The sequence below is a fragment of the Shimazuella alba genome (assembly GCF_009831235.1).
Classification (GTDB): domain Bacteria; phylum Bacillota; class Bacilli; order Thermoactinomycetales; family Thermoactinomycetaceae; genus Shimazuella; species Shimazuella alba.
In genome coordinates this window covers 82,585-107,570 of sequence record NZ_WUUL01000004.1, presented here as the reverse complement: position 1 = coordinate 107,570, position 24,986 = coordinate 82,585, and the positions used below count along the sequence as shown (strand labels likewise).

General features: G+C 40.5%; 19 protein-coding genes, 3 pseudogenes and 1 other annotated feature. Of the genes and pseudogenes, 8 read left to right on the top strand and 14 right to left on the bottom strand.

The genetic code is table 11. From position 1 onward, the window contains the following. Positions 1–87: 87 nt before the first annotated feature. Positions 88–639 carry a glycerol-3-phosphate responsive antiterminator gene (locus tag GSM42_RS07330; protein ID WP_160800901.1) on the top strand — a complete coding sequence of 184 codons (552 nt, stop codon included), beginning with the start codon at positions 88–90 and terminating at the stop codon, positions 637–639. Here GSM42_RS07330 and GSM42_RS20540 read toward each other — a convergent pair. Then, positions 605–1,288 (bottom strand): annotated as a pseudogene (locus GSM42_RS20540) (RNA-guided endonuclease TnpB family protein); the annotation flags it as partial. The gene GSM42_RS07330 and the pseudogene GSM42_RS20540 overlap by 35 nt on opposite strands. A 177-nt stretch (positions 1,289–1,465) precedes the next feature. On the opposite strand from GSM42_RS20540, the gene GSM42_RS07320 reads away from it, so the two are divergent. The 4 genes from GSM42_RS07320 (at position 1,466) to GSM42_RS07305 (ending at position 6,000) form a co-directional block, all read left to right on the top strand. Continuing rightward, complete coding sequence (locus GSM42_RS07320) at positions 1,466–2,176, top strand: MIP/aquaporin family protein (RefSeq protein WP_160800899.1); 711 nt, start codon at positions 1,466–1,468, stop codon at positions 2,174–2,176. Between the two features lie 38 nt (positions 2,177–2,214). Beyond that, complete coding sequence (gene glpK / locus GSM42_RS07315) at positions 2,215–3,708, top strand: glycerol kinase GlpK (RefSeq protein WP_160800898.1); 1,494 nt, start codon at positions 2,215–2,217, stop codon at positions 3,706–3,708. A gap of 170 nt (positions 3,709–3,878) precedes the next feature. Further along, positions 3,879–5,519 (top strand): glycerol-3-phosphate dehydrogenase/oxidase, encoded by a 1,641-nt coding sequence (locus GSM42_RS07310; protein ID WP_160800897.1) that lies wholly within the window; start codon positions 3,879–3,881, stop codon positions 5,517–5,519. A gap of 160 nt (positions 5,520–5,679) precedes the next feature. After that, positions 5,680–6,000 (top strand): hypothetical protein, encoded by a 321-nt coding sequence (locus tag GSM42_RS07305; RefSeq protein ID WP_160800896.1) that lies wholly within the window; start codon positions 5,680–5,682, stop codon positions 5,998–6,000. Positions 6,001–6,081: 81 nt separating this feature from the next. Here GSM42_RS07305 and GSM42_RS07300 read toward each other — a convergent pair. From GSM42_RS07300 to GSM42_RS07290, 3 genes and pseudogenes are all read right to left on the bottom strand, one after another. Beyond that, positions 6,082–6,631: pseudogene (locus tag GSM42_RS07300) on the bottom strand (isochorismatase family protein). Positions 6,632–6,761: 130 nt separating this feature from the next. Continuing rightward, positions 6,762–9,221, bottom strand: coding sequence for a leucine--tRNA ligase (leuS, locus tag GSM42_RS07295; protein WP_160800895.1), 2,460 nt, complete (start codon positions 9,219–9,221; stop codon positions 6,762–6,764). Between the two features lie 96 nt (positions 9,222–9,317). After that, positions 9,318–9,528: a binding site (T-box leader), on the bottom strand. A 988-nt stretch (positions 9,529–10,516) separates the two neighbouring features. Further along, a pseudogene (locus GSM42_RS07290) lies at positions 10,517–11,585 on the bottom strand (SDR family oxidoreductase). Between the two features lie 801 nt (positions 11,586–12,386). Here GSM42_RS07290 and GSM42_RS07285 point away from each other — a divergent pair. Continuing rightward, entirely contained in the window at positions 12,387–12,743 is a 357-nt protein-coding gene (locus tag GSM42_RS07285) for a hypothetical protein (RefSeq protein WP_160800894.1), read from the top strand. A 46-nt stretch (positions 12,744–12,789) separates the two neighbouring features. On the opposite strand, the gene GSM42_RS07280 is transcribed toward GSM42_RS07285, so the two are convergent. From GSM42_RS07280 to GSM42_RS07235, 10 genes are all read right to left on the bottom strand, one after another. After that, positions 12,790–13,752 carry an aminopeptidase gene (locus tag GSM42_RS07280; RefSeq protein ID WP_160800893.1) on the bottom strand — a complete coding sequence of 321 codons (963 nt, stop codon included), beginning with the start codon at positions 13,750–13,752 and terminating at the stop codon, positions 12,790–12,792. Positions 13,753–13,765: 13 nt separating this feature from the next. Then, complete coding sequence (locus GSM42_RS07275; protein ID WP_160800892.1) at positions 13,766–14,440, bottom strand: AroM family protein; 675 nt, start codon at positions 14,438–14,440, stop codon at positions 13,766–13,768. A 13-nt stretch (positions 14,441–14,453) separates the two neighbouring features. Beyond that, on the bottom strand, positions 14,454–15,401 hold the full coding sequence (locus tag GSM42_RS07270) for a DUF1177 domain-containing protein (protein WP_160800891.1): 948 nt from the start codon (positions 15,399–15,401) through the stop codon (positions 14,454–14,456). A gap of 24 nt (positions 15,402–15,425) precedes the next feature. After that, on the bottom strand, positions 15,426–16,391 hold the full coding sequence (locus tag GSM42_RS07265; RefSeq protein ID WP_160800890.1) for an ABC transporter ATP-binding protein: 966 nt from the start codon (positions 16,389–16,391) through the stop codon (positions 15,426–15,428). Then, positions 16,388–17,371, bottom strand: coding sequence for an ABC transporter ATP-binding protein (locus GSM42_RS07260; RefSeq protein WP_160800889.1), 984 nt, complete (start codon positions 17,369–17,371; stop codon positions 16,388–16,390). The genes GSM42_RS07265 and GSM42_RS07260 overlap by 4 nt, the downstream gene beginning before the upstream one ends. Positions 17,372–17,385: 14 nt before the next feature. Further along, on the bottom strand, positions 17,386–18,642 hold the full coding sequence (locus GSM42_RS07255) for an ArgE/DapE family deacylase (protein ID WP_160801107.1): 1,257 nt from the start codon (positions 18,640–18,642) through the stop codon (positions 17,386–17,388). A 57-nt stretch (positions 18,643–18,699) separates the two neighbouring features. Next, positions 18,700–20,268, bottom strand: a complete 1,569-nt coding sequence (locus GSM42_RS07250; protein ID WP_160800888.1) for an ABC transporter substrate-binding protein — start codon at positions 20,266–20,268, stop codon at positions 18,700–18,702. Between the two features lie 127 nt (positions 20,269–20,395). Beyond that, positions 20,396–21,289, bottom strand: a complete 894-nt coding sequence (locus tag GSM42_RS07245) for an ABC transporter permease (protein WP_160800887.1) — start codon at positions 21,287–21,289, stop codon at positions 20,396–20,398. A gap of 17 nt (positions 21,290–21,306) precedes the next feature. Further along, entirely contained in the window at positions 21,307–22,317 is a 1,011-nt protein-coding gene (locus tag GSM42_RS07240) for an ABC transporter permease (protein WP_160800886.1), read from the bottom strand. Between the two features lie 82 nt (positions 22,318–22,399). Further along, on the bottom strand, positions 22,400–23,164 hold the full coding sequence (locus tag GSM42_RS07235; RefSeq protein WP_160800885.1) for an IclR family transcriptional regulator: 765 nt from the start codon (positions 23,162–23,164) through the stop codon (positions 22,400–22,402). 353 nt (positions 23,165–23,517) lie between these two features. Between GSM42_RS07235 and GSM42_RS07230 the strand changes: the two genes are divergently transcribed. After that, on the top strand, positions 23,518–24,528 hold the full coding sequence (locus GSM42_RS07230; protein WP_160800884.1) for a tripartite tricarboxylate transporter substrate binding protein: 1,011 nt from the start codon (positions 23,518–23,520) through the stop codon (positions 24,526–24,528). Continuing rightward, complete coding sequence (locus GSM42_RS07225) at positions 24,528–24,986, top strand: tripartite tricarboxylate transporter TctB family protein (protein WP_160800883.1); 459 nt, start codon at positions 24,528–24,530, stop codon at positions 24,984–24,986. Before GSM42_RS07230 ends, GSM42_RS07225 begins: the two co-directional genes overlap by 1 nt.

The window sequence follows — 24,986 nt, the reverse complement described above, 5'->3', positions numbered from 1 at the left end:
CATATGAATGACTGCCTAGATCGTGTTACACTTGAAAAGCGAATGATTACCTATTTCCATTTAAAAAACAAATCAATGGAGGTTTGTATGACCTATTTTGCGGATCAAAAGATATTACCAGCTGCGAAAAACATCAAACAATTTGAGAAGATGTTACGCTCTGATTATGAGTATGTCGTACTTTTGGACACACATATCGGTCAATTAGGAAGTTTAGTTTCACTTGCTAAATCACACAAAAAAAAGGTGATTTTGCATGCTGATCTGGTTCAGGGCCTGCGAAGTGATGAATATGCAGCCCAATTCCTATGTCAAAAGATTAAACCAGCAGGCTTAATCTCTACTCGAACCTCTGTTGTCAAAGAAGCAAAGAAAAAATCGCTTATCGCAATTCAGCGATTATTTTTGCTAGATTCTCATGCTTTGGAAACAAGCTATCGCTTACTAGAATCCTTTCATCCTGATTTTATAGAAGTATTACCAGGGATTATGCCTCATGTTATCAAAGAAGTAGCAGAGAAAACAAAGATTCCACTTTTAGCCGGCGGCTTGATTCGGAACAAAGCGGAAGTGCAGATGGCTTTAGATGCTGGTGCGATCGCAGTTACAACTTCTGATAACCGAATATGGGATATTTGACATTCCACGGCGGAATCCGATGGGATTCTTGGGTAGTTAACGTTCGTAATCCATTTCCATTTTGAACGACTCCCAAGTTTAGGGCTGTGTCATCAGCCCATCCCATACAGTTAGAATGTACCGATATGGGCGGCATACCTGTTGCAGTATGCTAGGGAAGCTTTACCTTTTTTCTTTTTCTTCTTACTAGATAGCCCCCCGAAATGGCTTTACCAATATTGATCACTCCATTTAAGTCAGCATGAGTGGTATAGTCACACGACTTACATTTAAACACTAAGCCTTTTCTATTGGACTTCTCATGGTGTTCACATTTGCTTGTTTGACTCGTATATTTAGGGTCTACTTCTTCGAAGCGAATCCCTACCATTTCTGCTTTATATTTGATGAACTCTTTCAATTCGTAGAAAGACCATGAGTGGAGATTACGACCAGATTCCTTTTTCGATTTAGCAGTATTTCTAATGTCTGTTAAATCTTCCATGCGAATGACACCCACATCGTGGATCAAAACATGGTTAACTATTTGACGGCTGATCTTATGATTTTGGCTTTTCATCCATCTGGATTCCTTATTTTTTGACTTACGAATAGCATGCTTTCCGCCTGCATAATTCTGTAAAGCAAAAAATGTTGCATTTTCGTGAAAAATAGTATACTATTTAAATTGTAAACGGTTTCATTTTTCTATAAAAGTTAATCCCAGTGATGAGATGCGGAGAATCACAAAATTTCCCTTTAAGCTAGAGGGAATATTTTGTGATTTTTTTCTTTGCCCTTTTTCTCCTCACTATCTCTGATCATCTATTTTAAAGGGGGATAAAGTATGTCCATTTTTATGGCGGAAATGATTGGAACGATGATTTTAATTATTTTAGGTAACGGCGTGGTTGCAGGAGTACTGTTAAACAAATCCAAAGCAAAAGATGCTGGTTGGATCGTGATTACCTTCGGATGGGGATTTGCGGTTATGGTCGGCGCCTATGTGGTGGGTCATATTAGCGGAGCTTATCTCAATCCTGCATTAACGGTTGGATTTGCGGTCGCTGGAAAGCTGGCATGGGCTCAAGTATTTCCTATGATACTCGCACAGATGATCGGAGCTTTCTTAGGTGCAGTAGTTGTTTGGTTACACTATCTTCCTCACTGGAAAGAAACAGATGATCAAGCAGCAAAACTAGCAGTTTTCGCAACTGGACCTGCTATTCGTAGTTCGTTTGCAAACTTGATCAGTGAGATTATTGGTACAGCACTTCTCGTATTTGTCCTACTTTCTTTCGGAGCAAAAGGTCTTGTCTTCTCAGATGGTGTCCAAACACTCGCAGTTGCATTTCTTATTGTAGCAATTGGTATGTCTTTAGGTGGGACAACCGGCTACGCTATCAATCCGGCTCGTGACCTTGGACCACGAATTGCACACGCCATTCTACCAATCGCAGGCAAAGGTTCTTCCGATTGGAAATATGCTTGGATTCCAGTTGTTGGGCCATGTATTGGGGCACTACTTGCTGCATGGTTGTATATGGGATTGTTTTAACATAAATATATAAGTACAAATAATGGGGGATATACGTGATGACTAAAAAATATATCTTATCAATCGATCAAGGAACAACTAGCTCTAGAGCTATTCTTTTTGATCATTCCGGACAAATCGTAGGTGTCGCCCAAAAAGAGTTTACACAAATCTTTCCGAAAGCTGGATGGGTAGAACATGATGCGATGGAGATTTGGGGGTCCGTGCAAAGTGTCATCTCGGAAGTATTAGCAAAATATCCTGTTTCTGCCAGCGAAATTGCTGCGATTGGCATCACCAACCAAAGAGAAACAGCTGTTGTCTGGGATAAAAATACTGGTTTACCGATCTATCACGCGATTGTATGGCAATCTAGACAAACCATGGAGATCTGTGATGAGCTAAAAGAAAATGGTCACGACGATCTATTTCGCAATAAAACTGGACTATTAATCGATGCTTATTTCTCAGGGACAAAAGTAAAATGGATACTGGATCATGTTGACGGAGCACGTCAAAAAGCCGAAAATGGTGATTTACTCTTTGGAACAATCGATTCATGGCTCATCTGGAAACTGTCAGGTGGTAAAACCCATGTAACAGATTACACCAACGCTTCTCGAACCCTGATGTACAATATTTTTGATTTAAAATGGGATGATGAACTGCTTCATATTTTAACAGTTCCAAAATCGATGCTACCTGAAGTGAAATCCTCTTCTGAAGTCTATACGGTAACAGAACCAAATCTGTTCTTTGGGGAAGAAGTACCTATCTCTGGAGTTGCTGGAGATCAGCAAGCTGCATTATTTGGGCAAGCTTGTTTTGACCCAGGAATGGCGAAAAACACGTATGGCACTGGATGTTTTCTCCTCATGAATACAGGAGAAGAAGCAGTACGCTCCAAACATGGTCTCTTAACTACCATTGCTTGGGGCATCGACGGAAAAGTGGAATATGCTTTAGAAGGCAGTATTTTTGTAGCTGGTTCTGCTGTCCAGTGGTTACGAGATGGTTTAGGAATTATCCAACATGCAGCGGATTCCGAAGAGCTGGCAACCCAAGTTGACTCTTCCGATGGAGTATATGTTGTCCCAGCCTTTGTAGGACTCGGAACCCCATATTGGGATAGCGAAGCCAGAGGAGCTGTGTTCGGGGTGACAAGAGGCACAACAAAAGCACATCTGACTCGTGCAACGCTTGAATCTTTGGCATATCAAACAAAAGATGTCTTCTCCTCCATGGAAGCGGACTCTGGAATTCACTTAATGAAATTACGGGTAGATGGTGGTGCTACTTCCAACAACTTCCTCATGCAATACCAGAGTGATATGCTGGGTGTGTCAGTCGAAAAGCCAGTAGTTCTGGAAACAACCGCCCTAGGTGCTGCTTATCTTGCAGGTTTAGCAGTCGGATTCTGGGAAAACAAACAAGAGATCGCTGATAATTGGGATATTGATCAGACATTCGATCCTCAAATGGATGACAAAACAAGAAAAATGCACTATGATGGATGGATAAAAGCCGTAGAAGCAACACGTGTATTCAAGTGATAGAGAAAAGAAACCAAAAGGCTTAGCCGCACCTAGGCAGCTAAGATAAAATGCTAATTTTTATCTACCTTTCAAGTTAATACATGACCGGAGATGAGGAGAAGGCCGCATATCCCGACACGACAAGTGGTGGGATTTGTGGTCTTCTTTTTTACAAGGAGGAACGAACAATGAATCGAACAATAGCCCTAACAAAATTAACCGATACACAGCTTGATGTATTAATTATTGGCGGTGGAATTACAGGTGCAGGAATTGCTTTAGATGCCCAAAGCAGAGGTCTTTCCACTGCTGTAATAGAAATGCAAGATTTCGCTGCTGGTACATCCAGTCGTTCGACCAAGTTGGTGCATGGTGGTTTGCGCTATTTAAAGCAACTCGAAATTTCGATTGTTGCCGAAGTAGGGAAAGAAAGAGCGATCGTATACGAAAATGCACCCCATGTAACAACCCCTGAATGGATGCTTCTTCCGATTGTAAAGGGAGGAACCTTCGGAAAGCTAGCTACTTCCTTTGGGATTCGATTATATGATTATTTAGCAGGAGTAAAAAAAGCTGAACGCCGGAAAATGTTGAACAGAGAGGAAACACTTCGCAAGGAGCCCTTGCTGCGCGAAAAAGGTTTAAAAGGATCTGGCTACTATGTAGAATACCGAACGGATGATGCCAGACTTACCATCGAAGTATTAAAAAAAGCAGTCGATTATGGAGCAATCGCTTTAAATTATGTAAAAGTAGTAGATTTCATTTATGAAAATGGAAAAATAAAGGGCGTTGTAGCCGAAGATGTGTTCACAGGAAATCAAGTAAAAGTAATCGCCAAACAAGTCGTGAACGCTACAGGTCCTTGGGTAGATGAACTACGGGAAAAAGACGGCTCCAAACAAGGAAAAACACTCCATTGGACCAAAGGTGTTCATCTGGTGATCGATCAATCTAAATTTCCATTGCACCAAGCGGTCTACTTTGATACACCTGACAAACGAATGGTTTTCGCAATCCCACGCGATGGCAAAACATATATTGGTACAACAGATACGGATTATCATGCTGATTTAGTCCATCCACGCACTACGCGAGAGGATCAAACGTATCTGCTAGCTGCGGTTAACCATATGTTTCCTTCACTTAAGCTAACAACAGCAGATATAGAATCAAATTGGGCAGGTGTTCGACCTCTGATCCACGAAGAAGGAAAGGCACCTTCGGAAATTTCTAGACACGATGAGATATTTCGCTCTGCATCAGGGCTCATTACCATCGCAGGTGGGAAACTGACTGGTTATCGCAAAATGGCAGAGCGCGTAGTAGATATGGTTACAAAAAATCTAACAGATACCCAAGCTATCTCTGTAAGTAAAACAAAAAATATCATTCTCTCTGGAGGAAATGTTGGAGGGTCGAAAAATTTCCCATCTTTTCTAGAAAAAAAGAAAGAGTATGGTGTTTCATTGGGATTAGAAGAGCTAGAAGCAGAAAGACTTTGCCGACTATATGGGAGTAATGTAGATGAGGTATATGACCTCATGGTAACTAGACAACAAGAAGCAGAGGATGCCCATTTGTCACCTGCTGTTTTTGCATCCTTGTTGTATGGATTGGAAAAGGAGATGGTGCTAAATCCAGTTGACTACTTTGCCCGTCGAACAGGTGCGATGTTTTTTCATATTGATTGGGTTAAACAGTGGAAAGAACCTGTTTTTCAATATATGAAGAGCTATTTCCAATGGAACGATCAACAATCCGCTCACTTTTATCAACTGTTAGAGGAAGAAATCCAATATGCAACTATTACTGGAACAGAAAATTAAACAAACAAACTCCACTTTAAAAAGAAGTGGAGTTTGTTGTTTTATATTGTACAATGAAAATATCCTCAACTAGAAAGGTAACGGCATGATCCCGTTTGTGTATAACGGTACAACACTCCATTGTGAGGACGGACCCCACTTTCAGACGAACTCCTTTCGGATGTCTAAACTAAGCTGTCTGCAAGTAAAGGGGTTTCTCCTCCATTCCAGTGGCAGTAATCCGATTCAGTTTGATGGTTACGTTCGTCTGGACGGGAACCGGTATTCCCTCGACATCGTTCGAATGAGTCGAACATATGGAGAACGAACCATCGTTCTGGAGATGTGTGATCACGAAGATGGTGATCGACTTCAGGCCCTAGTTGATGAAAAAGAAGTAGATCTTTCAGACATGATGGAGGCAGATGACCGTTTTTACGAAGGTCTTATTCCTTTCCCGGAATGTCTGAACACCGCTTGGTGGGAGCAGTTCATCAAGTAGGACAGCTCCCACCATTAAGTGCCGGCAACTTTTGTTGCCGGCACCGCCATTTCCAAACGTGTATGGGATGATTTTTTTATCCTAGGTTAAAAATCGATATTGGTCATGAATCGGCTCAAATAAATCTTCATCACTATTACGAACAACAGAGAAATTATCAATGTTATAGTGTCCATGTAAAGTTTCGTTATGGTGCTTTATGATTAAATTCGCAGGTAGAGGTGTAGAATCTGTCGTTGAATGCCCCTCTCCTACCAGCGTTACATCAAAATGATGGATCGTCGCTGCTCTGACTGCTGTATCTACACAATGTTCTGTTTTACATCCCATCATTATCAGATGTTCTACTTTATTTTCGTTTAAAAAAATGCAAAAGACTAGTTTTGTAAAACGAATTCGTAGCTGTTTTATCGAATATTTTTGCCCTAGCTGGAACCGCGATTTCAGAATGTATTTCAAAGCCTTCCCCTGCTCCCCCTGCTACATCGGTATCACGCATAAATATAATCGAAATATTCGCTTGGAGCGCCTTTTGGATTACCATGTTCATTTTGGCTAACAGTTCTTCTTTTTGAAAAACACTATCTACTAGTTCTTGTTGAGCATCAATGATTAATAAGGCTTGATTCAATAGAAAACTCCTTTGTCATTCGATTTTTCATTTAGCTTTCTGACCTCTATCATACCAATTCATATTATTGTTTCAACAAATCCAAATAAAAAGAGCACCTACCAAAAACAGGCACTCTTTCTCTCTTTTATTAACCAACAACGATATTGACCAATTTTTTTGGAACCACAATAACTTTTCGCACTTTTTTATCTATAATCAAACTTTGAATCTTCTCGTTGGCAATGGCGATTGTTTCAATTTCTTCCTTAGTTGCTTTTGTTGCTACTACTAGTTTTTCTCTGTTCTTTCCATTGATTTGAACCATGATCTCTACTTCGTCCTGTACCAAAGCAGCTGGATCATATTTTGGCCATGCAGCAAGGTGGACCGTGCCAGTATGTCCCATCACTTCCCATAACTCTTCGGAAAGATGCGGAACAAAAGGTGCAAGCAATAATACGACACTTTCCAATGCTTCTCGAAGCACTGTACGGTCTTCCGTAGCAGGATAACTGGAAATACCATTGACGAGCTCCATTACGCTACTGACTGCTGTATTAAAATGATTGCGCTCCCCAATTTCCACTGTCACTTTTTGAATCGTCTGATGCGTTAAACGACGCAATTCCTTCGCTGCTGCTGAAATATCAGTAGTAGTTGTTTCTTTGTTTGCAAATAGAGCTTTGTTATCATGTACCAAACGCCACACCCGTTTGATAAAACGATAGCTCCCCTCTACTCCAGCATCGCTCCACTCCAGATCACGTTCTGGTGGAGCTGCAAACAAGATAAATAACCTTGCAGTATCTGCACCGTACTTCTCAATAATCTCAAGTGGACTGACAACATTTCCTTTTGATTTGGACATTTTGGAACCGTCTCGTAGTACCATTCCTTGAGCCAATAAACTCTCAAAAGGTTCTTCTGCTGAAACCATGCCTGCATCATACAAAACTTTGGTAAAGAAACGAGAATAAAGCAAATGGAGAACAGCATGTTCAATTCCACCAATGTACTCTTTTACTGGTAACCAATCGTCTGCTTTTGCTTTATCAAATGGGATTTCTTCGTTTTTAGCATCGGTATACCGAATGTAATACCAAGAAGAATCAATAAAGGTATCCATCGTATCTGTTTCTCGGCGTGCCGCTCCACCACAAGTTGGACATGTAGTATTTACAAAGTTCTCCGAAGTAGTAAGCGGATTACTCTTTCCATCAAACACTACATCTTCTGGAAGAACAACAGGCAGTTGATCTTTTGGAACTGGAACAGCACCACAATCATCACAGTAAATCATCGGGATGGGAGTACCCCAATAACGCTGACGCGAAATCAACCAATCACGCAAACGATAATTGGTAACACTTCCGCCTTTTCCTTGTTCCTCCAGATAATCTGCGATTGTCGTGATTGCTTCTCTGTTTGCCAAACCATTAAAAATATCAGAAGAAACGAGGTTTCCATCGCCTGTAAATGCTTCTGTTAATGGCTCTGCTAATGTTTCACCATTTGGTTGCACCACAACCTTGATCGATAAATCATATTTTTGAGCGAAAACAAAATCACGCTCGTCATGCGCTGGAACACCCATTACAGCTCCCGTACCATAATCAAATAGTACATAATTGGCGATCCAGATTGGGATTTCTTCACCTGTTAGCGGATGGATCGCTTTGGACCCTGTATCATAGCCGAACTTCTCCACATCTGTAGCAGTCCGCTCTAGCTCAGTGGACTTGCGCATGTTTTGGATGAATTCGTTGATCTCACTTTCTTTCTCATTTCCAGCAATCAATTTTGGCACAAGTGGATGTTCTGGAGCCAAAACCATATAAGTAACCCCATACAATGTATCAGGTCTGGTAGTAAATACACTTACTTCTTCTCCAACAGAAGGGATGGAGAATGTCACATTTGCCCCTTTGCTCTTGCCAATCCAGTTTCGCTGCATGGTTCTAATTTTATCTGGCCACTTTGGTAGGGTATCTAATCCTTCCAATAAACGTTCTGCATAATCTGTGATTCGCAAGAACCATTGCACCAATTCTTTTTTGATCACTTCTGAACCACATCGCCAACATTTTCCGTCTTCTACTTGTTCATTGGCTAACACGGTATTACAGCTAGGACACCAGTTCACAGAAGCTTCTTTCCTGTACGCCAGACCACGCTCGTAAAAAAGTAAGAAAAGCCATTGTGTAAAGCGATAATAGTCAGGCAAACAAGTCCCTACATAGCGATCCCAATCATAAGAACCACCAAGTAAAGATTGTTCTTTGCGAATCCGTTCCATATTTTGAAGCGTCCACTCTCGCGGATTAATTCCACGCTGAATGGCCGCATTTTCGGCTGGTAAACCAAATGCATCTGCACCCATTGGATGGAGAACACGATACCCATTCATCTTTCGAAAGCGGGCAATAACATCGCCTATAGAGTAAACACGAACATGCCCCATATGCAGCCCATCACCAGATGGATAAGGAAACTGTTCGAGCACATAGTACGATGGTTTTGTTTGATCTTCATCAGTTTGGTGTAAAGCATTTTCTTCCCAGTATGCTTGCCACTTCGTTTCTATCTCCCGATGCGCATACTCTTTCATGCCAATCAACCTTTCTTCATCTAAAAAATAAAAACCTCAAGCCACTAGCATATTGCTAGGGACGAGAGGTTAGACCACCTCAAAAAGTAGTACTTTTTGAGGGACCCCGGTTTTCCCGCGGTACCACCCTAATTAGTGCATGAATCACACTCGGCTCAGTCCTGTAACGTAGGTGTACGCCAAAAGTTACTTATTTTCCCCTTTGGAGCGATGAAGCGAGTTCACTTTCCCTCAGGTTGACTTGCACCGGTATGCCAACTCTCTAAGCTGAGTGGATCAAGCTACTACTCTCCATCCTAGCTTCATTCATAGATATTGCCATCATTATCCCTTGCTTTGCAGCCAATGTCAAGGATGTTGGAATTTTGTAATACTATTCTTTTATCTATAATGGGATAGAAGAGAAATATTGATTTCCTCTATAAGTGCACGGTGATCACTGGAGTAAACATGGCCATAGACATGGAGACTACGTCGCAATCCACTATCTGGAGGCTGTACTTGCATTTTCGTCTCCATCTAATATGAAACTCAAGCTGTAGAAAAACTAGAGTCAGCTCGGTTTGGTGGGACGAAAAGAAAAGATTGTGCCGCTTGGGAAAATAGACAATCTCCCTTTCACCAAACATGTAGAATATGCTATGAATACTTTTAAATCTACTAGCGAAGTTCGAATCGAAATCAATCACGAAAATTTAAAAAAGTGATCCCGCTACTGAAAGCACATACCGAATATACCGAAGCGTTGATTTTGATCAACGTCTCATAATCCTGCGTTTTGAAAATCGACAATTAGGAATGAATTATCATAAAAACTAAAACTCATCACTTTTTTCTATCCACCAACCTATCCAAATTCATTAAAATACAATAAACGTTAGGATTTTCAGCATATTTTTCTTTACATTTATGCGATAATGAAAAGTAATGTTGAAATCTCTCAACATTACCACTCAGACACTAGAGAAGAAATGGCTGTTGATATCAAGACAAATGCTGCTCTTGCAATTCAGCATATGGAGGCTGCAATTAACTCTTCGTACCCCGGTCCGAATCGATCCCTTACTGATGGTATGAAAAGCTCCAGTCGGCTCGACGCTGTATTGAGGCAATTCAAAAGGTTCGGGACCTTGGAACGGTAGGCAAGAATACTATTATTGGTAACGTTGACCATGCAATCAACGCCTTTAAGTCTGGGGACGAAGTCCGACTTGAAATAATCTCTGTGCTGAAGACTCTCAGTCAGTGATCGAAGGGACGTTGGACAACCAACGTCCCGCTTATTTTCCTAAAGCTTAAGGGATGATTTTGCGTTTGCGAAAGTCATCAAATATGGAGAAAAACATTCCCTCTGTATTTACATATTCATGAAAGCCAAAACGCCTCGCTTTTGACCCATCTGCGAACATGTCATAATCCCATGAAAATACAAGATCTCCAAATCCCCATGAGGATATATCTTTATATGCTGTGGGTTCCAAATTATATTTTTTAATCATGTCATTCCACAAGGTTTCTTTGTCTGCCATCACTACTTCCAAAGATAGCGGCAGTGGTTGTTCTACCTCCAAATCAAAATATTTAGCTATTTTAGACCACATTTCATTCCAGCGAAATAAGTCCCCATTATTGATGTTAAATGCTTGATTGGCACCGTTTCTCGGTTGCCGCCCAAATGGTCGCTTTTGCCAAAAGTCCGGCATCTGTCATCTCGATCAATTTATCATAAGCACCTGGTTTACCCGGAAAGCGAAAAGGAATACCCAGTTCTTTTGACATTGAAGCATAAACGGCAATCACCATTGCTAAATTCATTGGATTTCCCAGAGCAAAACCGCTAACGACGGACGGGCGGATTGCTGACCATGTCCACTTCTTCCCTTTTTGCTTTGCTTCCAAAAACATTTGCTGATCTACGTTAAATTCCGGTGGCATATGACGTCCTGCATCCTCTTCCCGTGCTGGTGTTTTAAATGGACCTAAATGTGCCCCATATACTTTATAACCTTGCATTAAGCTAACATGTTGGAGATTTGTCGCTACTCCCTCCATCACATCAACTACATTTTTAAGCATGGTGAGATTTGGTTTTACTAATTCCGCCCATATTGGTTTATCGATATATGCAGCATAGAAAATGAGGGTGACTTGTTGAAGAGCTTTTAGTTTATTTTGGGTATCTTGTCTATCTAATAAATCAACAGATATATATGAAACGCGATCAGTAGATTCTCCACCTCGTCTTGATAAACCAATTATGTCCCAATCTTTCAATGTAGACAGATGATGAATCAAATTGCTTCCGATAACACCATTAGCTCCAACTACTAATGCTACTTTACGATCTAAGTAATCTTTCTTCATTCTCATTTCCCTCATTTTCCTATTATCATTCTATTGTAGAGACGGACGAAAGTCTTAAGTACTAGTTTTTTAGTACATTTATATACTAGCGTGTTAATTTTTTAATAGTCAAGTAGCAGGACTCTAGGAATATTTTTAGAAGAAAGGATTTTCGCTCTTATTCTAGATCAAAGGAATAGTAAAGAGATGTTTATTTGTTCACACATCAGGTATGTTAATCGTGGAATACTTGAACATATCGTACAGTTTTGGAAAAAGAGCAGAAGCAATTGGAGTCGGTATATCTATACTCATTTAATTGCGTAAGCGATTGGGAGTCAGTTAATCAAAAGCTCACTCGAAAATGATTAAAAAATATCAGTAAACACCAAGTTAACAATTAGGAAAAAATCAGTTTTATTTGTCAAAATAATATGATCCATTTATAAAAAAGCCGCTCTAAAAAATCTCCTTAGTATACAAAGGATTAAACCCTCTCAAAAATCCCCCGAGAGAAGGACTCGCATGCTGGTGATTGTTCGAGTGATTACTGCCAAGGAAAGAATAAAGTCTTCAAATGTTGCGGTGATAAACGTCGACACTAACACCCCTGAGGGTCCATGCCCAAACAGGGTAAAGCCATGATTACAGTAATGATACTGTAATCATGGCACCTGATTTACAATACATCATTTACATCAAAATAAACAATAGACCACCATCTCCAAACATACGATTGTATTTTCTTTTATGTGTTCCATGCTACTCACTCCCTTGATATAATGGTGCAAGAAAAATCCAAACTCGAGAAGGGCACAAACAGTGAGCAAATTTGATCGGGTCACAAAAATCAACCTCGCTATTCAACATCTGGAAGCAGCTTATGACTTTACAGCTGTGAAAGGAAAATCAATTCCAGCTAGCAAACAAGCCGAATTTCAAAATAACTTAACACAGGCAATTGAAAAACTGGAATCGACTGAACGAATCCTGCAAGAAATGCAAAGAATCGGATTTCGTTTTGCCAAGGTTGGCAAATATACACCCGTTGAAACCACACAAAGCCTTCTTCTTGGGTTTCGAAATGTTCTAGCTAATGGCATGGTGGGGCTTCCCTATGATTCCATGAGGGACAGCATTCCGCCCATAATTTCTGCTCTTAAAAACCTAAGGGAGTAGAATAAACGGGAGCTGGTACAAGTTGTACCAGCTCCTGCAACGTTATCTATTTTGATAGCGACATGTTCACTAACGGAATTCCTTTGTTGATGAATTTCTTCCCATCTAAGTAAACATCTGGATCTCTGATCACCAAATCAATATGTACTCCCGCTTCAATCTGACCGCCAAAAGTCACATTACTACCAAATGCCAGATGAATGGTGCCGTATACTTTCTCGTCCTCTAAAACCACACCTGTGATTCTAGCTTTATCATTGGTTCCGATCCCAAATTCAGCGAGTTGTCTGCTTTTATCAGTATGAAGCAACGTGAGAAGTTGCTCTGCTGCCTCTCCTTGTACATCTACCAACTTCCCATTTTCCAAGGTGAGCCATAAAGGGGAATTCAATATCCCAATATCTGCAATAGAACCGTCTACTTTAACCTTTCCAGTAGCAGTCCCTTCAACTGGGGCTATGTATGCTTCACCTGATGGAAGATTTCCAGAGTCTCCTCGCTCTGTCAAAACTCCCGTACTAGCAATTCCATGGCGACCTGCGATAGAGAAGGTTAGTGATTCCCCTTCTTTTTCAATTCTCACTTCGCTGCTCTGCTCTAGATAAGTGGTCACTTTTTCCGTAAGCGCTCTCACTTTTTTATAGTCTGCGGTGACAGCTCCATGGTAAAACATATCTTCTGTTATACCCGGCATTGTCGCTACTCTTGTCCCTGTAGCAACAGCTTCTTTACGAGCTGCTGTATGAGTCAGGGAGTGCTCAGTAATACAGACGACAGCGTCTGCTTGTTTCATTGCTTCTGCTACAGGAATCGGCGGTTCTTGACCGGATTTCTTTCTTTCTTCCATTAATAAAAGCATGGACTCCGCACCAATGCGTTGTCCTGCTTGGTGCAATTGCTGGGCTAATGCTATTTTTTTGTTGTCTGTCACAATAAGAAACAATTCATTTTGCTTTAGACCTAGACAATCTTCCAGCAGTTTCACACTGGCATCGATGGAATCTGCCATTTTTATCCCCCCACTACACTAACTCAGACATCAGTTTTACCATTAATGCATTCGATAATATCACAGGAAGACCAGAGATTTCTATCACTTCAGCCTTCATCTGTTCATCATATCCCATACAGTCCATCAACAATACTTCTGCTCCTTGGGCTTTTAGCTTCTGGACGGCTCGTTCAAATTCAAGATGATCACCTGTATAGGGAGAAGCTGCTGCCATATAAGGATAAAGTCCTACATTAATCCATTTTTCTTCTAAGTCATCAATTTGTTCTTCAAGAGGAGCTATTACTCCGAGTTTTCTATTTTTGACCAAAGCGGCGACGACAGGCGGAATAACATGGTCAGGCTCTAGAAGTACACTTTTTTTAGTTATTAAACTCTCAAAGACACCTGTACAAAGCACAAGAATCGGATCACACTGAGCATCCTCGAGCTGATGCACCTTCTGTTGTAACAAAGACTCGATCTTATGCCTTGCAACCAAAACAGAGTCACCTGTCTGTAGACGAGTCGTCAAAACATAATCCCCATCTACAGGAGATAGAGTCTGATCGATTTGATCTTTTTGCAAACCATCCAAAGCACCCGCTTGAACGACTTCTACATCAGGAAGATACTTTTGAAAAATAGGTTGTACATCTGTGCGAGGCGCTTGTCCTATTGTTACGATCCCTATTTTCCTTGACATCTCACATTCACCTCTATTGGTTTGCTGTTTGGTTTCCCGCTGTTTGAAGAACTTTCATCGAGCCATATAATTTTTCCAAACGATCAAATTCTCCTTGATCATGAAAATTGCAAGTACCATTTGTAAACTCTTTCGCTACTTCAACCGCATAACGGACTGCCTGCGCAATATCGATTTCATGACTTGCACCAGTACCACACCCAGGAACCATCGATTGTGCAGTGACTGCGACGCCAACTACTGGAGCATCTGTAGCGACTGATGGTTGTAAAATACTATTTACATGATAGACATCATTGCCATAAGGAGTGATATCTTGCGTTGTGATGGGAAACGTAACTGGGTATTGGCCTGTTGTCATCTCCATAATGCGGAGCAGGTCTTCACTTACTCGCAGGATATAGCCTTCTTTCACTGTAGGAGAAATAGCTATTCCTTTGTGATTAATCACACGATTTCCTTTTGTCGTATCAATCGATAAAATAGCATCCATTTCATCAGATACTTCATACTTATTCATCGTCAAAATGTCTACTGGTGAATCCATAAAATCTACTGGATCATGTGGAAGAGTAGGTGCGTCAGGGCAAATATGAGTAGCGATGATGACATCTCCTGCCAACTGATCTCCTTTTTGCACCATATCTGCTAATTTAAGTGCACTAGCAACGGCTGCAATAGCACCATCTCCATCCGATACCAAACCGATCCGGCTGGGACGTGCTCCAATTCCCCCTAATCTCCCAACTACTCCAAGAGTAGGTGCATTTCCTCCGCTAGATTTACCGGTTGTTCCTTTGATACGAATTTGAATGAAGTCAGTAGAACCGCCTTCACCATTAACCGTTTGAACCTTTACTTCTACTTGTTCATTTTCTGTAAACAAAGACTTTACTTTCTCTCCTGTTACATAGGCATCATCTAATGCTTCAAATGCTGTTATTGTTTGTTTTAAAGACATACTTTCCCATTCCTCTCTTTTGATTTATTCATATAAGTGACAAGCAATTTGTCTGCCTGTCGAAACTTCTTGCCATTTAGGAACAACAGATTTACAAACATCCATCGCAACAGGGCATCTGGTATGAAAGGCACATCCTTTCGGAGGGTTTAACGCGCTCGGTACATCACCAGACAACACAATTTGCTCTCTTTTTGCTTCGGGATCAGGCACTGGAACAGCGGAAATCAGTGCTTTGGTATAGGGATGCAAAGGCTCTGCAAAAACCTCATCTGTCGGTGCTAGTTCCACCAATTTTCCCAAGTACATCACACCTACTCGATCACTAATAAATTTCACCACAGACAGATCGTGGGAAATAAACAAATAAGTGAGGGAAAACTTTTGTTGCAAGTCTTTCATCAGATTCAAGACTTGTGCTTGAATGGAAACATCTAAAGCAGATACTGGTTCATCACAGACAATAAACTTTGGATTTAAAGCAATTGCCCGAGCGATCCCAATCCGTTGACGCTGACCACCGGAAAATTCATGGGGAAAACGACCAGCTTGTTGCGGAGATAAACCAACCAACTCCATCAATTCTGTGACTCTTTGTTTTATTGTCTCTTTGGAGTTCTTACCATGAGTGAGTAATGGTTCTTCCAATACTTGCTGAACCGTCCATCTTGGATTTAAAGAAGCATAGGGATCTTGGAATATCATCTGCATATTGGTACGAAAAGATCGAAGCTCGTCTTTTGTTAATTTGCCTATATTAACCCCATCAAATACAACTTCTCCTTCAGTTGGTTCCAAAATTCGCAGCAATGCTCGACCAGTAGTCGATTTACCACAACCTGATTCGCCAACGATTCCGAGTGTCTTTCCTTCTTGCATTTCAAAGGAGATTCCATCCACTGACTTCACTGCTCCAACTTGCTTTTGAAAAAAACCTTTGGTGACAGGAAAATGTTTCTTCAAGTTGGTCACTTGTAATAAAGTACTCATGACGAAACCCCCTCCTCTTGGTATAAATGGCATCGACAGTTGTGTAGTTCCCCTGTATCGAGCAAAGCAGGATTGCTTGTCTCACAAACACTCATTCGGAATTCACAACGTGGAGCAAACCGACACCCTACTGGCATCTCATCTAATGCGGGCACTTGCCCTGGGATGGAGTTTAATCGATCTGACTCACTTGTAAGTTGGGGCAGCGAGGCTAATAAGCCTTTGGTATAAGGATGTTTCGGATTTTTAAACAGTGATTTTACATCTGTTTCTTCCACCACTTGCCCTGCATACATCACCACCACTCGATCACACATTTCTGCAACCACCCCTAAATCATGGGTGATCAACATGATGGATGTCCCTTTTTCTTGTTGCAGTTGACGCATTAAATTTAAAATCTGCGCTTGAATGGTCACATCTAGTGCTGTAGTTGGCTCATCAGCGATCAAAATCTTTGGCTCACATGCCATAGCGATCGCGATCATTACTCTCTGCCGCATTCCTCCGGAAAGCTGATGCGGATATTCATCTACAACTGATTCGGGACGAGAGATCCCAACTTTCGTTAACATCTCAATCGCATATGACTTTGCTTCTTTTTTAGAAAGCTTCATATGAAAACGAATTGCTTCCATGATTTGGTCTCCTACTTTAAAGACAGGATTTAACGAAGTCATCGGCTCTTGAAATATCATGGAAATCTGGCTTCCTCGCATTTTTCGCAACTCTGATTTAGACATTGCTAGAATATCTTTTCCCTCTAGCGAAATGTTACCAGAAGTTACTTTGCCAATTCCTTTGGGTAAAAGTTGCATGATAGAAAGCGATGTCACACTTTTTCCACAACCAGACTCCCCTACAATGCCCAGAATTTCGCCTTTTTTTAACTCAAGGTTTACGCCGTCTACCACATGCACGAGACCCGCATCTGTATGAAACTGTGTTCGTAAATCTTCTACACGAAGTAGAGTCTCCATGCGTATCCCTCCTTCTACTTCACTCCTAAATATTTTAGAGAAGTGAGTGCATATACTTTTGCTGCTTGAATCACTTGATCAATTGGCGCACGTTCGTTATAAGAATGAATCGTCGGAAGATCAGCAGGTCCATATTGCAGCACCGGAATGTTGTGTGCTCGAAAATGTCTTGCATCACTAGAAGCCCATTGCAATACACCATAAGCATCTTTTTGACTGACTTGTTTGATGCTTTCCACCAAAGAAGAAACAATTTCATTTGTTGGAGGAGTCCAGTTTGCCGTACTTTGGAAACCGATTGGACGTACTTTTGCCTCGATCCCTGCATCCGCTAACAATTTTCTTACCTTTGGAAACATCTCCTCATTTTGAACTCCAAAAGGCAACCGTGTATCCACCTGAATGACGACATGATCTGCGATCACATTTGCCTTCGTTCCACCATGAATAGTCCCGATATTTACGGTGATATGATCCAACACATCACTCGTATCTGTTTCTTCCCGTTTGCGAATATATGCTTTCGTGATTTCAATGATTTCTTTCATTTCATCAGGTATCTTCACTTCAAAATTCCAAATGTTTTGCAGTACTTCAATTGCTTTGACTGCTTTTAAAATCGCGCTGTCTCCAATAACAGGAGACAAACTGCCGTGTCCAGGAGTCCCCTCGATCTCAACTTCAAACCAACAGCTGCCTTTTTGTCCAATTGTCGGATGTTGTGGATGAGACGGCTCAGCAATCACAGCAGCAGATCCATGTATGAGACTGCGCTCCAATACCCAAGGGACTCCATATTCTCCACCCGTTTCTTCATCTGGTACTACGAGTAAAGAAAGTTTACCTGCCAGAGGGATATCCAGTCGTCTGAACAATCCCATCGTAAAAACGAGGCCTGCTAGGCCACATTTCATATCGCTTGCGCCTCGACCGTGGATAAATCCATTTTCAATATGTCCAGAAAAAGGATCAAAATCCCATTTCTCCAAATCTCCAACTGGAACAACATCTGTATGTCCACATAAAATGAGATGCTTATTGTCCTTGTTTTCACCAATGGATGAAATCAAATTAAACATTTTAGGATTTGATTCATGAACTTCTGTTTCAATGCCAAAAGAAGATAAGTACCGAATAATAAATTCACTGATCTCACTTGTATCACCGGGTGGATTTTCTGTATTCATCTGCAACAATTTAGAGCAGAGGGCAAGTAAGTCTTCTTTTTGTCGTTCGATTTCGTCTATTACTTTTTGTTGAAGATCCACAATTCTACACTCCTATGGAAAAGGCCCCCTCAAGTATTCACTTAAGGGGAAACCATTATTTTATTTGGATAGAGGGAAGAAACGAATACATTCATCTGGATAGGTGATATAACCTTTTACTTCTTTCTTCGATCCGACTACCCGGTTGTATTCATAGAGATAAACCCATGGTGCATCTGCATTGATCAATACTTGCATTTGTTTATACAGAGCTTCACGCTTTTGTTTATCTTTCTCTATTTCAGCTTGCTCCCACAGCTTGTCTACTTGGGCATTATTGTAGCTGAATGCATTGGAGGAACCTTTGCTGTATAACAATAGTCCTAAATGATATCCAGGATCATTCACAAAGGAAGTCCACTTAGAAATATAGGTAGTAAGCGTTTTTTGGTTTACTGCAGTTAGAAATTCAGGACGAGCCATTGGCTTGATATTCATCGTGACACCAATTTTCCTCAACTCTGCTTGAATGAGAACTGCGTCATCTTTCCAGTCATCAAAACCAGAACCTAACGTGAAATCGAATGTAAAACCATTTGGAAGACCTGCTTCTTTAAGCAATTGCTTTGCTTTATTCAAATCATGTTTATATACAAAACCGTCTTCCGTATATCCAGGCATACTGCTTGGAATAGAGCTTTTCAATTGTTTTGCTTGATCATACATGACGTCATGTACCAATTGATCATATGGAATTGCATAGTTGATTGCTTGTCGAACTTTGGCATTGTCAAAAGGTTTTACTTTTTCATTAAAAGCAAAGTACAAAATCCGATTACTTGGAGTAGAGGTTACGTTGAGTTTCGCGTTTTTCTTAATGCTGTCCACATCTTTTGGAGGTATTTCAATTGCAAGATCAACATCGCCTTTATTCAGTAACATAACACGGTTAGAAGGTTCTTTGATAAATTTCATTGTCACTTTGCTAATCTTTGGAGCACCTTGCCAGTAGCTTGTATTGGCTGAAAGAACCGCTTGAGAAGCCGGGTCCCATGAATCTACTTTATATGGACCAGAACCAGCAGTATTGGTTTTTAAATAGTCTTTGGGTTTTGTTTTTACTGTTTTTCCATCGATGATAGAGAAGGTATACATTCCAATCATTTGAAGGAACATGTGGTTTGGACGATTTAGTTCAATTACAACGGTTTTGTCATCTTTGGCTGTTACCTTTTTAATAGAAGCCATTTGGTACATAAAACTACCATTTTGAGAGTTCTTCACATGATTCATCGAATAAACTACAGACTCTGCATCTACTGGATTTCCACTGTGGAATTTAGCATCACGCAATATGAAGGTATATGTTTTGCCATCAGCAGAAACTTTCCATTCTGATGCGAGCATTGGTTTGATATCTTCTGTATCTGCTTTTTGGTTACCATCCACTGTTTTGACTCCGTATGTCACCAATTGATCATAGGCGTTCATGGTCATGGTGTCAGAAGTAAGATCGCTTGCTTCTGCTGGATCGAGCGTTTGTCCACCGTCAGAATAAGCGATGGTCATCGTTTTTCGTGTGTCTTGATTTCCTTGATTGGAATTTGCATTTGATGCACAACCTGTTACAAACAATGCCCCTGTAAGCAATACAGCTAGAGAGGACATCCACTTTTTCTTGCCCAGCATATGAATACACTCCTTTATCAAATAGGTAAATAGACTTTAAACAAAAATAGATACGACTATCCCCACCTCAGATAAGGCTATCCTGCGAGTGTGGAACAAAATGTTAGTAGATTTGCTCATTTATATTTCACTTACTTGAGCGAAGTCGAGGGTCTAATACATCTCGTAATCCATCACCAAGTAGATTGAAACCAAGGATAGAAGTTGCAATTGCTAGACCTGGAAAGGTAACAAGCCACCACTCACCTGTAATGATGTACTCTCTGCCTTCCGAGATCATTGCTCCCCACTCTGGAGTAGGTGGTTGAATCCCTAAACCTAAGAAACTTAAACTAGAAGCAACTAAGATGGCAAAACCCATGCCAAGTGTGGCATGTACCAAAATTGGCCCTAGAGCATTGGGGAAAATATGCCGAAACATAATCGTACTGTCTTTGACACCAATAGCCTTACTCGCTTCTACAAATTCCTTTTCTTTTAAGGTAATCGTCTGCCCGTACATCAATCGGGCAAACTCTGGTATACCAACAATACCAACTGCGATCATTGCACTGATCAACCCTGGGCCAAGCGATGCAGCAATCGCCATTGCTAAGATCAAAGAAGGAAAAGCGAGCAGAACATCCATACAGCGCATAATGAAATTTCCCAATTTCCCTCCATAAAAAGCGGCAATAGCTCCTAGAGGGACTCCAATGATGAAAGATATACCTACTCCGATTAACCCAGTCCAAATCGAAATTCGTGCACCGTAGAGAATTCGACTGAGAATATCACGCCCATAATTATCTGTACCGAGCCAATGCTGGATAGTAGGACCTTGCAATTTAGATACGGTATCGGTATCTGTTGGCGAATGAGGGGCAATCCATGGTGCAACAACCGCCAGTAACGTCCAAACTACGATAAAAAATAAGCCAATTACTGCTAAACGATTACTCAAAAGAAGTGTGAAAAACGTCTTCTTTCTCTTCCTTTTCTTCACAGGAGCAGTAGCAATGGTTACATCAGCTGTAGACATCGTTTTCCTCCTTTCGTCTATTCATAACGAATCCGTGGATCGAGTGCTCCATATAAAACATCTACAATCAAATTAACGATACTAAATACAATCGCGCTCATTAGAGTAAACGCTTGAATGGGCGCATAATCTGTGGCAAGGATGGAATCTGTTATATATCCGCCAACTCCAGGCCAACTAAAAATGGTCTCTGTGATTACCGCACCACCGATCAGAAAACCAAACTGCAACCCGAGTAAAGTAAGCGTGGGAATAAACGCATTGCTAAGCGCATGTTTCATAATAACTTTTGACTCTCGCATTCCTTTGGCTCGTGCTGTTCGAATGTAATCTTGACCGATTACTTCCAGCATGCTTGACCGCATCATTCTCGCGACAATCGCCATCGTACCAGTGCTCAAACAGATAGCTGGTAAAATCAAATGCATGAGTGAATCTTTAAATGCGATCATATCTCCTGAAAGCAAACTATCGAGTATATATAAACCTGTAATCGCAGTTGGCGGATTGATGCCATCGCTGATCCTTCCCATCGGAGCTGGAAAAAATCCCCACTTGGAGTAAAAAAGAAAAATGAACATTAATCCCAACCAAAAAATAGGAACACAAGCTCCAATCAACGAAAAGACCCGAGAGATATGGTCCAAAATAGACTCTTTTTTCACCGCGGCGATGATCCCGACTGGAATCGCTATCAAAATAGCAATAAAAATACTAGCTAAAGTAAGTTCCACTGTTGCTGGTAATCGGGAAGAAAAATCTTGCAAAACTGTATGCCCCGTATGCCATGCAGTACCAAAATCTCCTTGAAATAGTTTCTTTACATAATCTACAAATTGAATATAGATAGGTTGATCTAGCCCTAGTTCCACTCTTATCTTAGCGATTACATCAGGCGGTGCTTGTTCTCCAGCAATCATGACAGCTGGATCACCGGGCAGAACGCGTGATAACACAAAAGTGATGAGAATGATGCCAATAAAACCAGGGATCATATACAAAAGCCTTCTTAAGATATACCCAAACAATGAGCCTACCTCCCTTTTGTAGAATTTTATATATTTTTAAATTAAAAAAAATCCCACCACCAACCTTGCAATTTTGTTATTCTCAAATCTTCGCAATTCTGAGACGGTGAAAATAATCTTGCAGCTTCTTTCCTTCTTCTCGAAGAAGTTTAACTACTGGCTGAATCTGATCTTCTTTCACTCGATAAGCAGGCCCTGCGATGGTTATGGAAGAAAAAACTTCGTTGCGATAATTAAACAAAGGAATCGCCACCCCAAAAACGGATTCCGTATATTCTCCTACCGAATAACACCAACCTTTTTGCCGAATATCAGTCAAGTCTTCCCTTAACTTGTGTTCATCGATAATGGTATTTGGGGTAACAGGGACCAGACCACGTTTCATAATGGATTCTTGTAAATCATCTGACAAAAAAGCCATCATCACTTTGTTTGAAGCACCAGCATATAATTGTGTGCGACTACCAATCGAAACCGCGTATTTGATAATCTGCAAACTCTCCACGATGTCGATACAGACACCTTCTTGACCATCCAATGTGGTAAAAAAGACTGATTCTCCAACACTTTTGCAAATTCTCTCTAATACTGGATGAATGAGATCATTTAAATGAATTTTTTCTTGGACCATTTGCCCATACTGCCAAAAGCTAATGCCCAGCTCATATTTGTGAGACTGAGGATCTTGCATCAAAAATCCCCTTTTTTCAAAGGTTGACAAAATTCGGTGTACAACAGAATGACTCATTTGACTTGCTTTTGCCAACTCACGCACTCCCCAAGCCGGCGTTTCTCTCGTGAAAAATTCTAATAATCCTAAAGAATTTTCCAATGTTTTTAAGCTCATCTCATCACCTGTACCTATATTAGAACCATTGGTTCTATTTTGTTAAAATGATTATATTAAAAACTACAAATAATATCTATAAATTTTTCTTTACATAAATATCCAATGATCGTTTTTCATTCAGAAATATATATTATGAAGAAATACTCGGTTCAAAAAAATACTGCTAATGATAAGACTTAGAGTAAACTTTTTTCTAAATCAGCCTCCATTTTATTTGTCTAATCATTCCTAAATTAGGCATATCAAATAAAAATACATATTTCCATTTGTTAAAACTATCTTTTATTTAATAAATGGTTTATAATCCATTCTATATTTAAATTGTAAGCGCTATCAAAAGGAGGCATAAAATGAAGATGAATAAGTGGGCAACTGCTCTCATGACAGGATTTTTAGCTCTCAGCCTGAGTGCATGTTCTTCTAGTCCTAATTTTGGCGGAGGAAGTAACTATCCTAGTAAACCTATTACGATTGTTGCACCCTCAGGTGCTGGTGGGGGATGGGATCAAACCGCACGTTCCATCTCAAAAGTACTGAATGAAACAAAGTTAGTTGAAAAAACCATTACGGTTGAAAATCGGCCAGGCGGGGGCGGGGCAGTCTTTATGGCTGAATATGCTACCCAAGAAAAAAAGAACTCATACAAATTATTTGTTAATTCACCACCCATACTGATTAATAATCTGAAAAAAGAAGGCAATAGCCCTTTTGGGTATCAAGACACTACACCACTTGCTGGGCTTACGAAAGACTATGGTATATATGCTGTGAAAACAGACTCTCCTATAAAAGATATGCCTGCACTTATTGCTAAATTGAAACAAAATCCATCAAGTATCGCTTTTGCCGGCGGGTCAGCTCCTGGTTCCATGGATCATTTGATATCTGTACTGCCAGCTTACAAATCTGGTATTGACATTAAAAAACTAAAATATATTTCTTATGATGGTGGCGGAGAAGCAATAGCAGCCCTACTCGGTGGAAATGCAGATGTTGTATCCACAGATGCTTCTTCCGTATTAGAGTATGTGAAATCTGGAAAAGTACGAGTGCTTGCAGTCGCTGCTCCAGAGAAACTTACTGGCGAATTAAAAGATGTACCTACGTTAAAAGAACTTGGAATTGATGCGGAATTTAATATCTGGCGCGGCATCTTTGGTCCAAAAGAGATGGATGCAACTGCTAAAAAGTATTGGGAAGATAAATTGAAAGCGCTTTCCGAAAACGAAACCTGGCAAAAAGAAATTGCAGCTAGAGGTTGGCTCAGTGATTATAAAGGTTCTGCAGACTTCACAAAATTTTTGCAAGAACAAAACAAACAAGTAAAAGAACTACTAACCTCATTGGGGATGAATAAATAATGAGCAGTCGCAGAACTGATCGAATAACCGCAGTAATATTGGTATTAGTAGGTGCATTTTTTGTCATTCAAAGTCGCAGCTTTGCCTCCGCTTCCTATGGAAGCGGGGTAGGGCCTGACTTATTTCCGATAATCTTGGGAATTGCCCTTATACTGCTAAGTATTCGTTTATTTTATGAAACATTTCACTATCAAGATGAAAAACAAGAGCGAGAAGATTTAGATTGGAAGCGTTTTTCCATCATTGTAGGAAGTTTACTGCTGTATGTTATGACTTTGGAAATAATTGGATATATTCTTTCTACCTTCCTCTTCTTAGTTATCGCAATACAAACAATGGAAAGAGGCGGCTGGTTGAAAACACTGCTAGTTTCAGCTGGTTTCTCTATTGGTATCTACTATCTATATGTACAGATTTTAGAAGGTACCCTGCCCCCGCTTCCAATCATAGGATGGTGA

Bases quoted from the DNA above. Each gene is read 5' to 3' on its own strand.
- GSM42_RS07270 (WP_160800891.1), bottom strand. From the start codon at position 15,401: ATGTCTTTAAAACAAACAATAACAGCATTTGAAGCATTAGATGATGCC.
- GSM42_RS07235 (WP_160800885.1), bottom strand. From the start codon at position 23,164: ATGAGCTTAAAAACATTGGAAAATTCTTTAGGATTATTAGAATTTTTC.
- GSM42_RS07320 (WP_160800899.1), top strand. From the start codon at position 1,466: ATGTCCATTTTTATGGCGGAAATGATTGGAACGATGATTTTAATTATT.
- GSM42_RS07305 (WP_160800896.1), top strand. From the start codon at position 5,680: ATGTCTAAACTAAGCTGTCTGCAAGTAAAGGGGTTTCTCCTCCATTCC.
- GSM42_RS07265 (WP_160800890.1), bottom strand. From the start codon at position 16,391: ATGAGTACTTTATTACAAGTGACCAACTTGAAGAAACATTTTCCTGTC.
- GSM42_RS07225 (WP_160800883.1), top strand. From the start codon at position 24,528: ATGAGCAGTCGCAGAACTGATCGAATAACCGCAGTAATATTGGTATTA.
- leuS (WP_160800895.1), bottom strand. From the start codon at position 9,221: ATGAAAGAGTATGCGCATCGGGAGATAGAAACGAAGTGGCAAGCATAC.
- GSM42_RS07245 (WP_160800887.1), bottom strand. From the start codon at position 21,289: ATGTCTACAGCTGATGTAACCATTGCTACTGCTCCTGTGAAGAAAAGG.
- GSM42_RS07260 (WP_160800889.1), bottom strand. From the start codon at position 17,371: ATGGAGACTCTACTTCGTGTAGAAGATTTACGAACACAGTTTCATACA.
- GSM42_RS07230 (WP_160800884.1), top strand. From the start codon at position 23,518: ATGAAGATGAATAAGTGGGCAACTGCTCTCATGACAGGATTTTTAGCT.
- glpK (WP_160800898.1), top strand. From the start codon at position 2,215: ATGACTAAAAAATATATCTTATCAATCGATCAAGGAACAACTAGCTCT.
- GSM42_RS07310 (WP_160800897.1), top strand. From the start codon at position 3,879: ATGAATCGAACAATAGCCCTAACAAAATTAACCGATACACAGCTTGAT.
- GSM42_RS07280 (WP_160800893.1), bottom strand. From the start codon at position 13,752: ATGGCAGATTCCATCGATGCCAGTGTGAAACTGCTGGAAGATTGTCTA.
- GSM42_RS07250 (WP_160800888.1), bottom strand. From the start codon at position 20,268: ATGCTGGGCAAGAAAAAGTGGATGTCCTCTCTAGCTGTATTGCTTACA.
- GSM42_RS07275 (WP_160800892.1), bottom strand. From the start codon at position 14,440: ATGTCAAGGAAAATAGGGATCGTAACAATAGGACAAGCGCCTCGCACA.
- GSM42_RS07330 (WP_160800901.1), top strand. From the start codon at position 88: ATGACCTATTTTGCGGATCAAAAGATATTACCAGCTGCGAAAAACATC.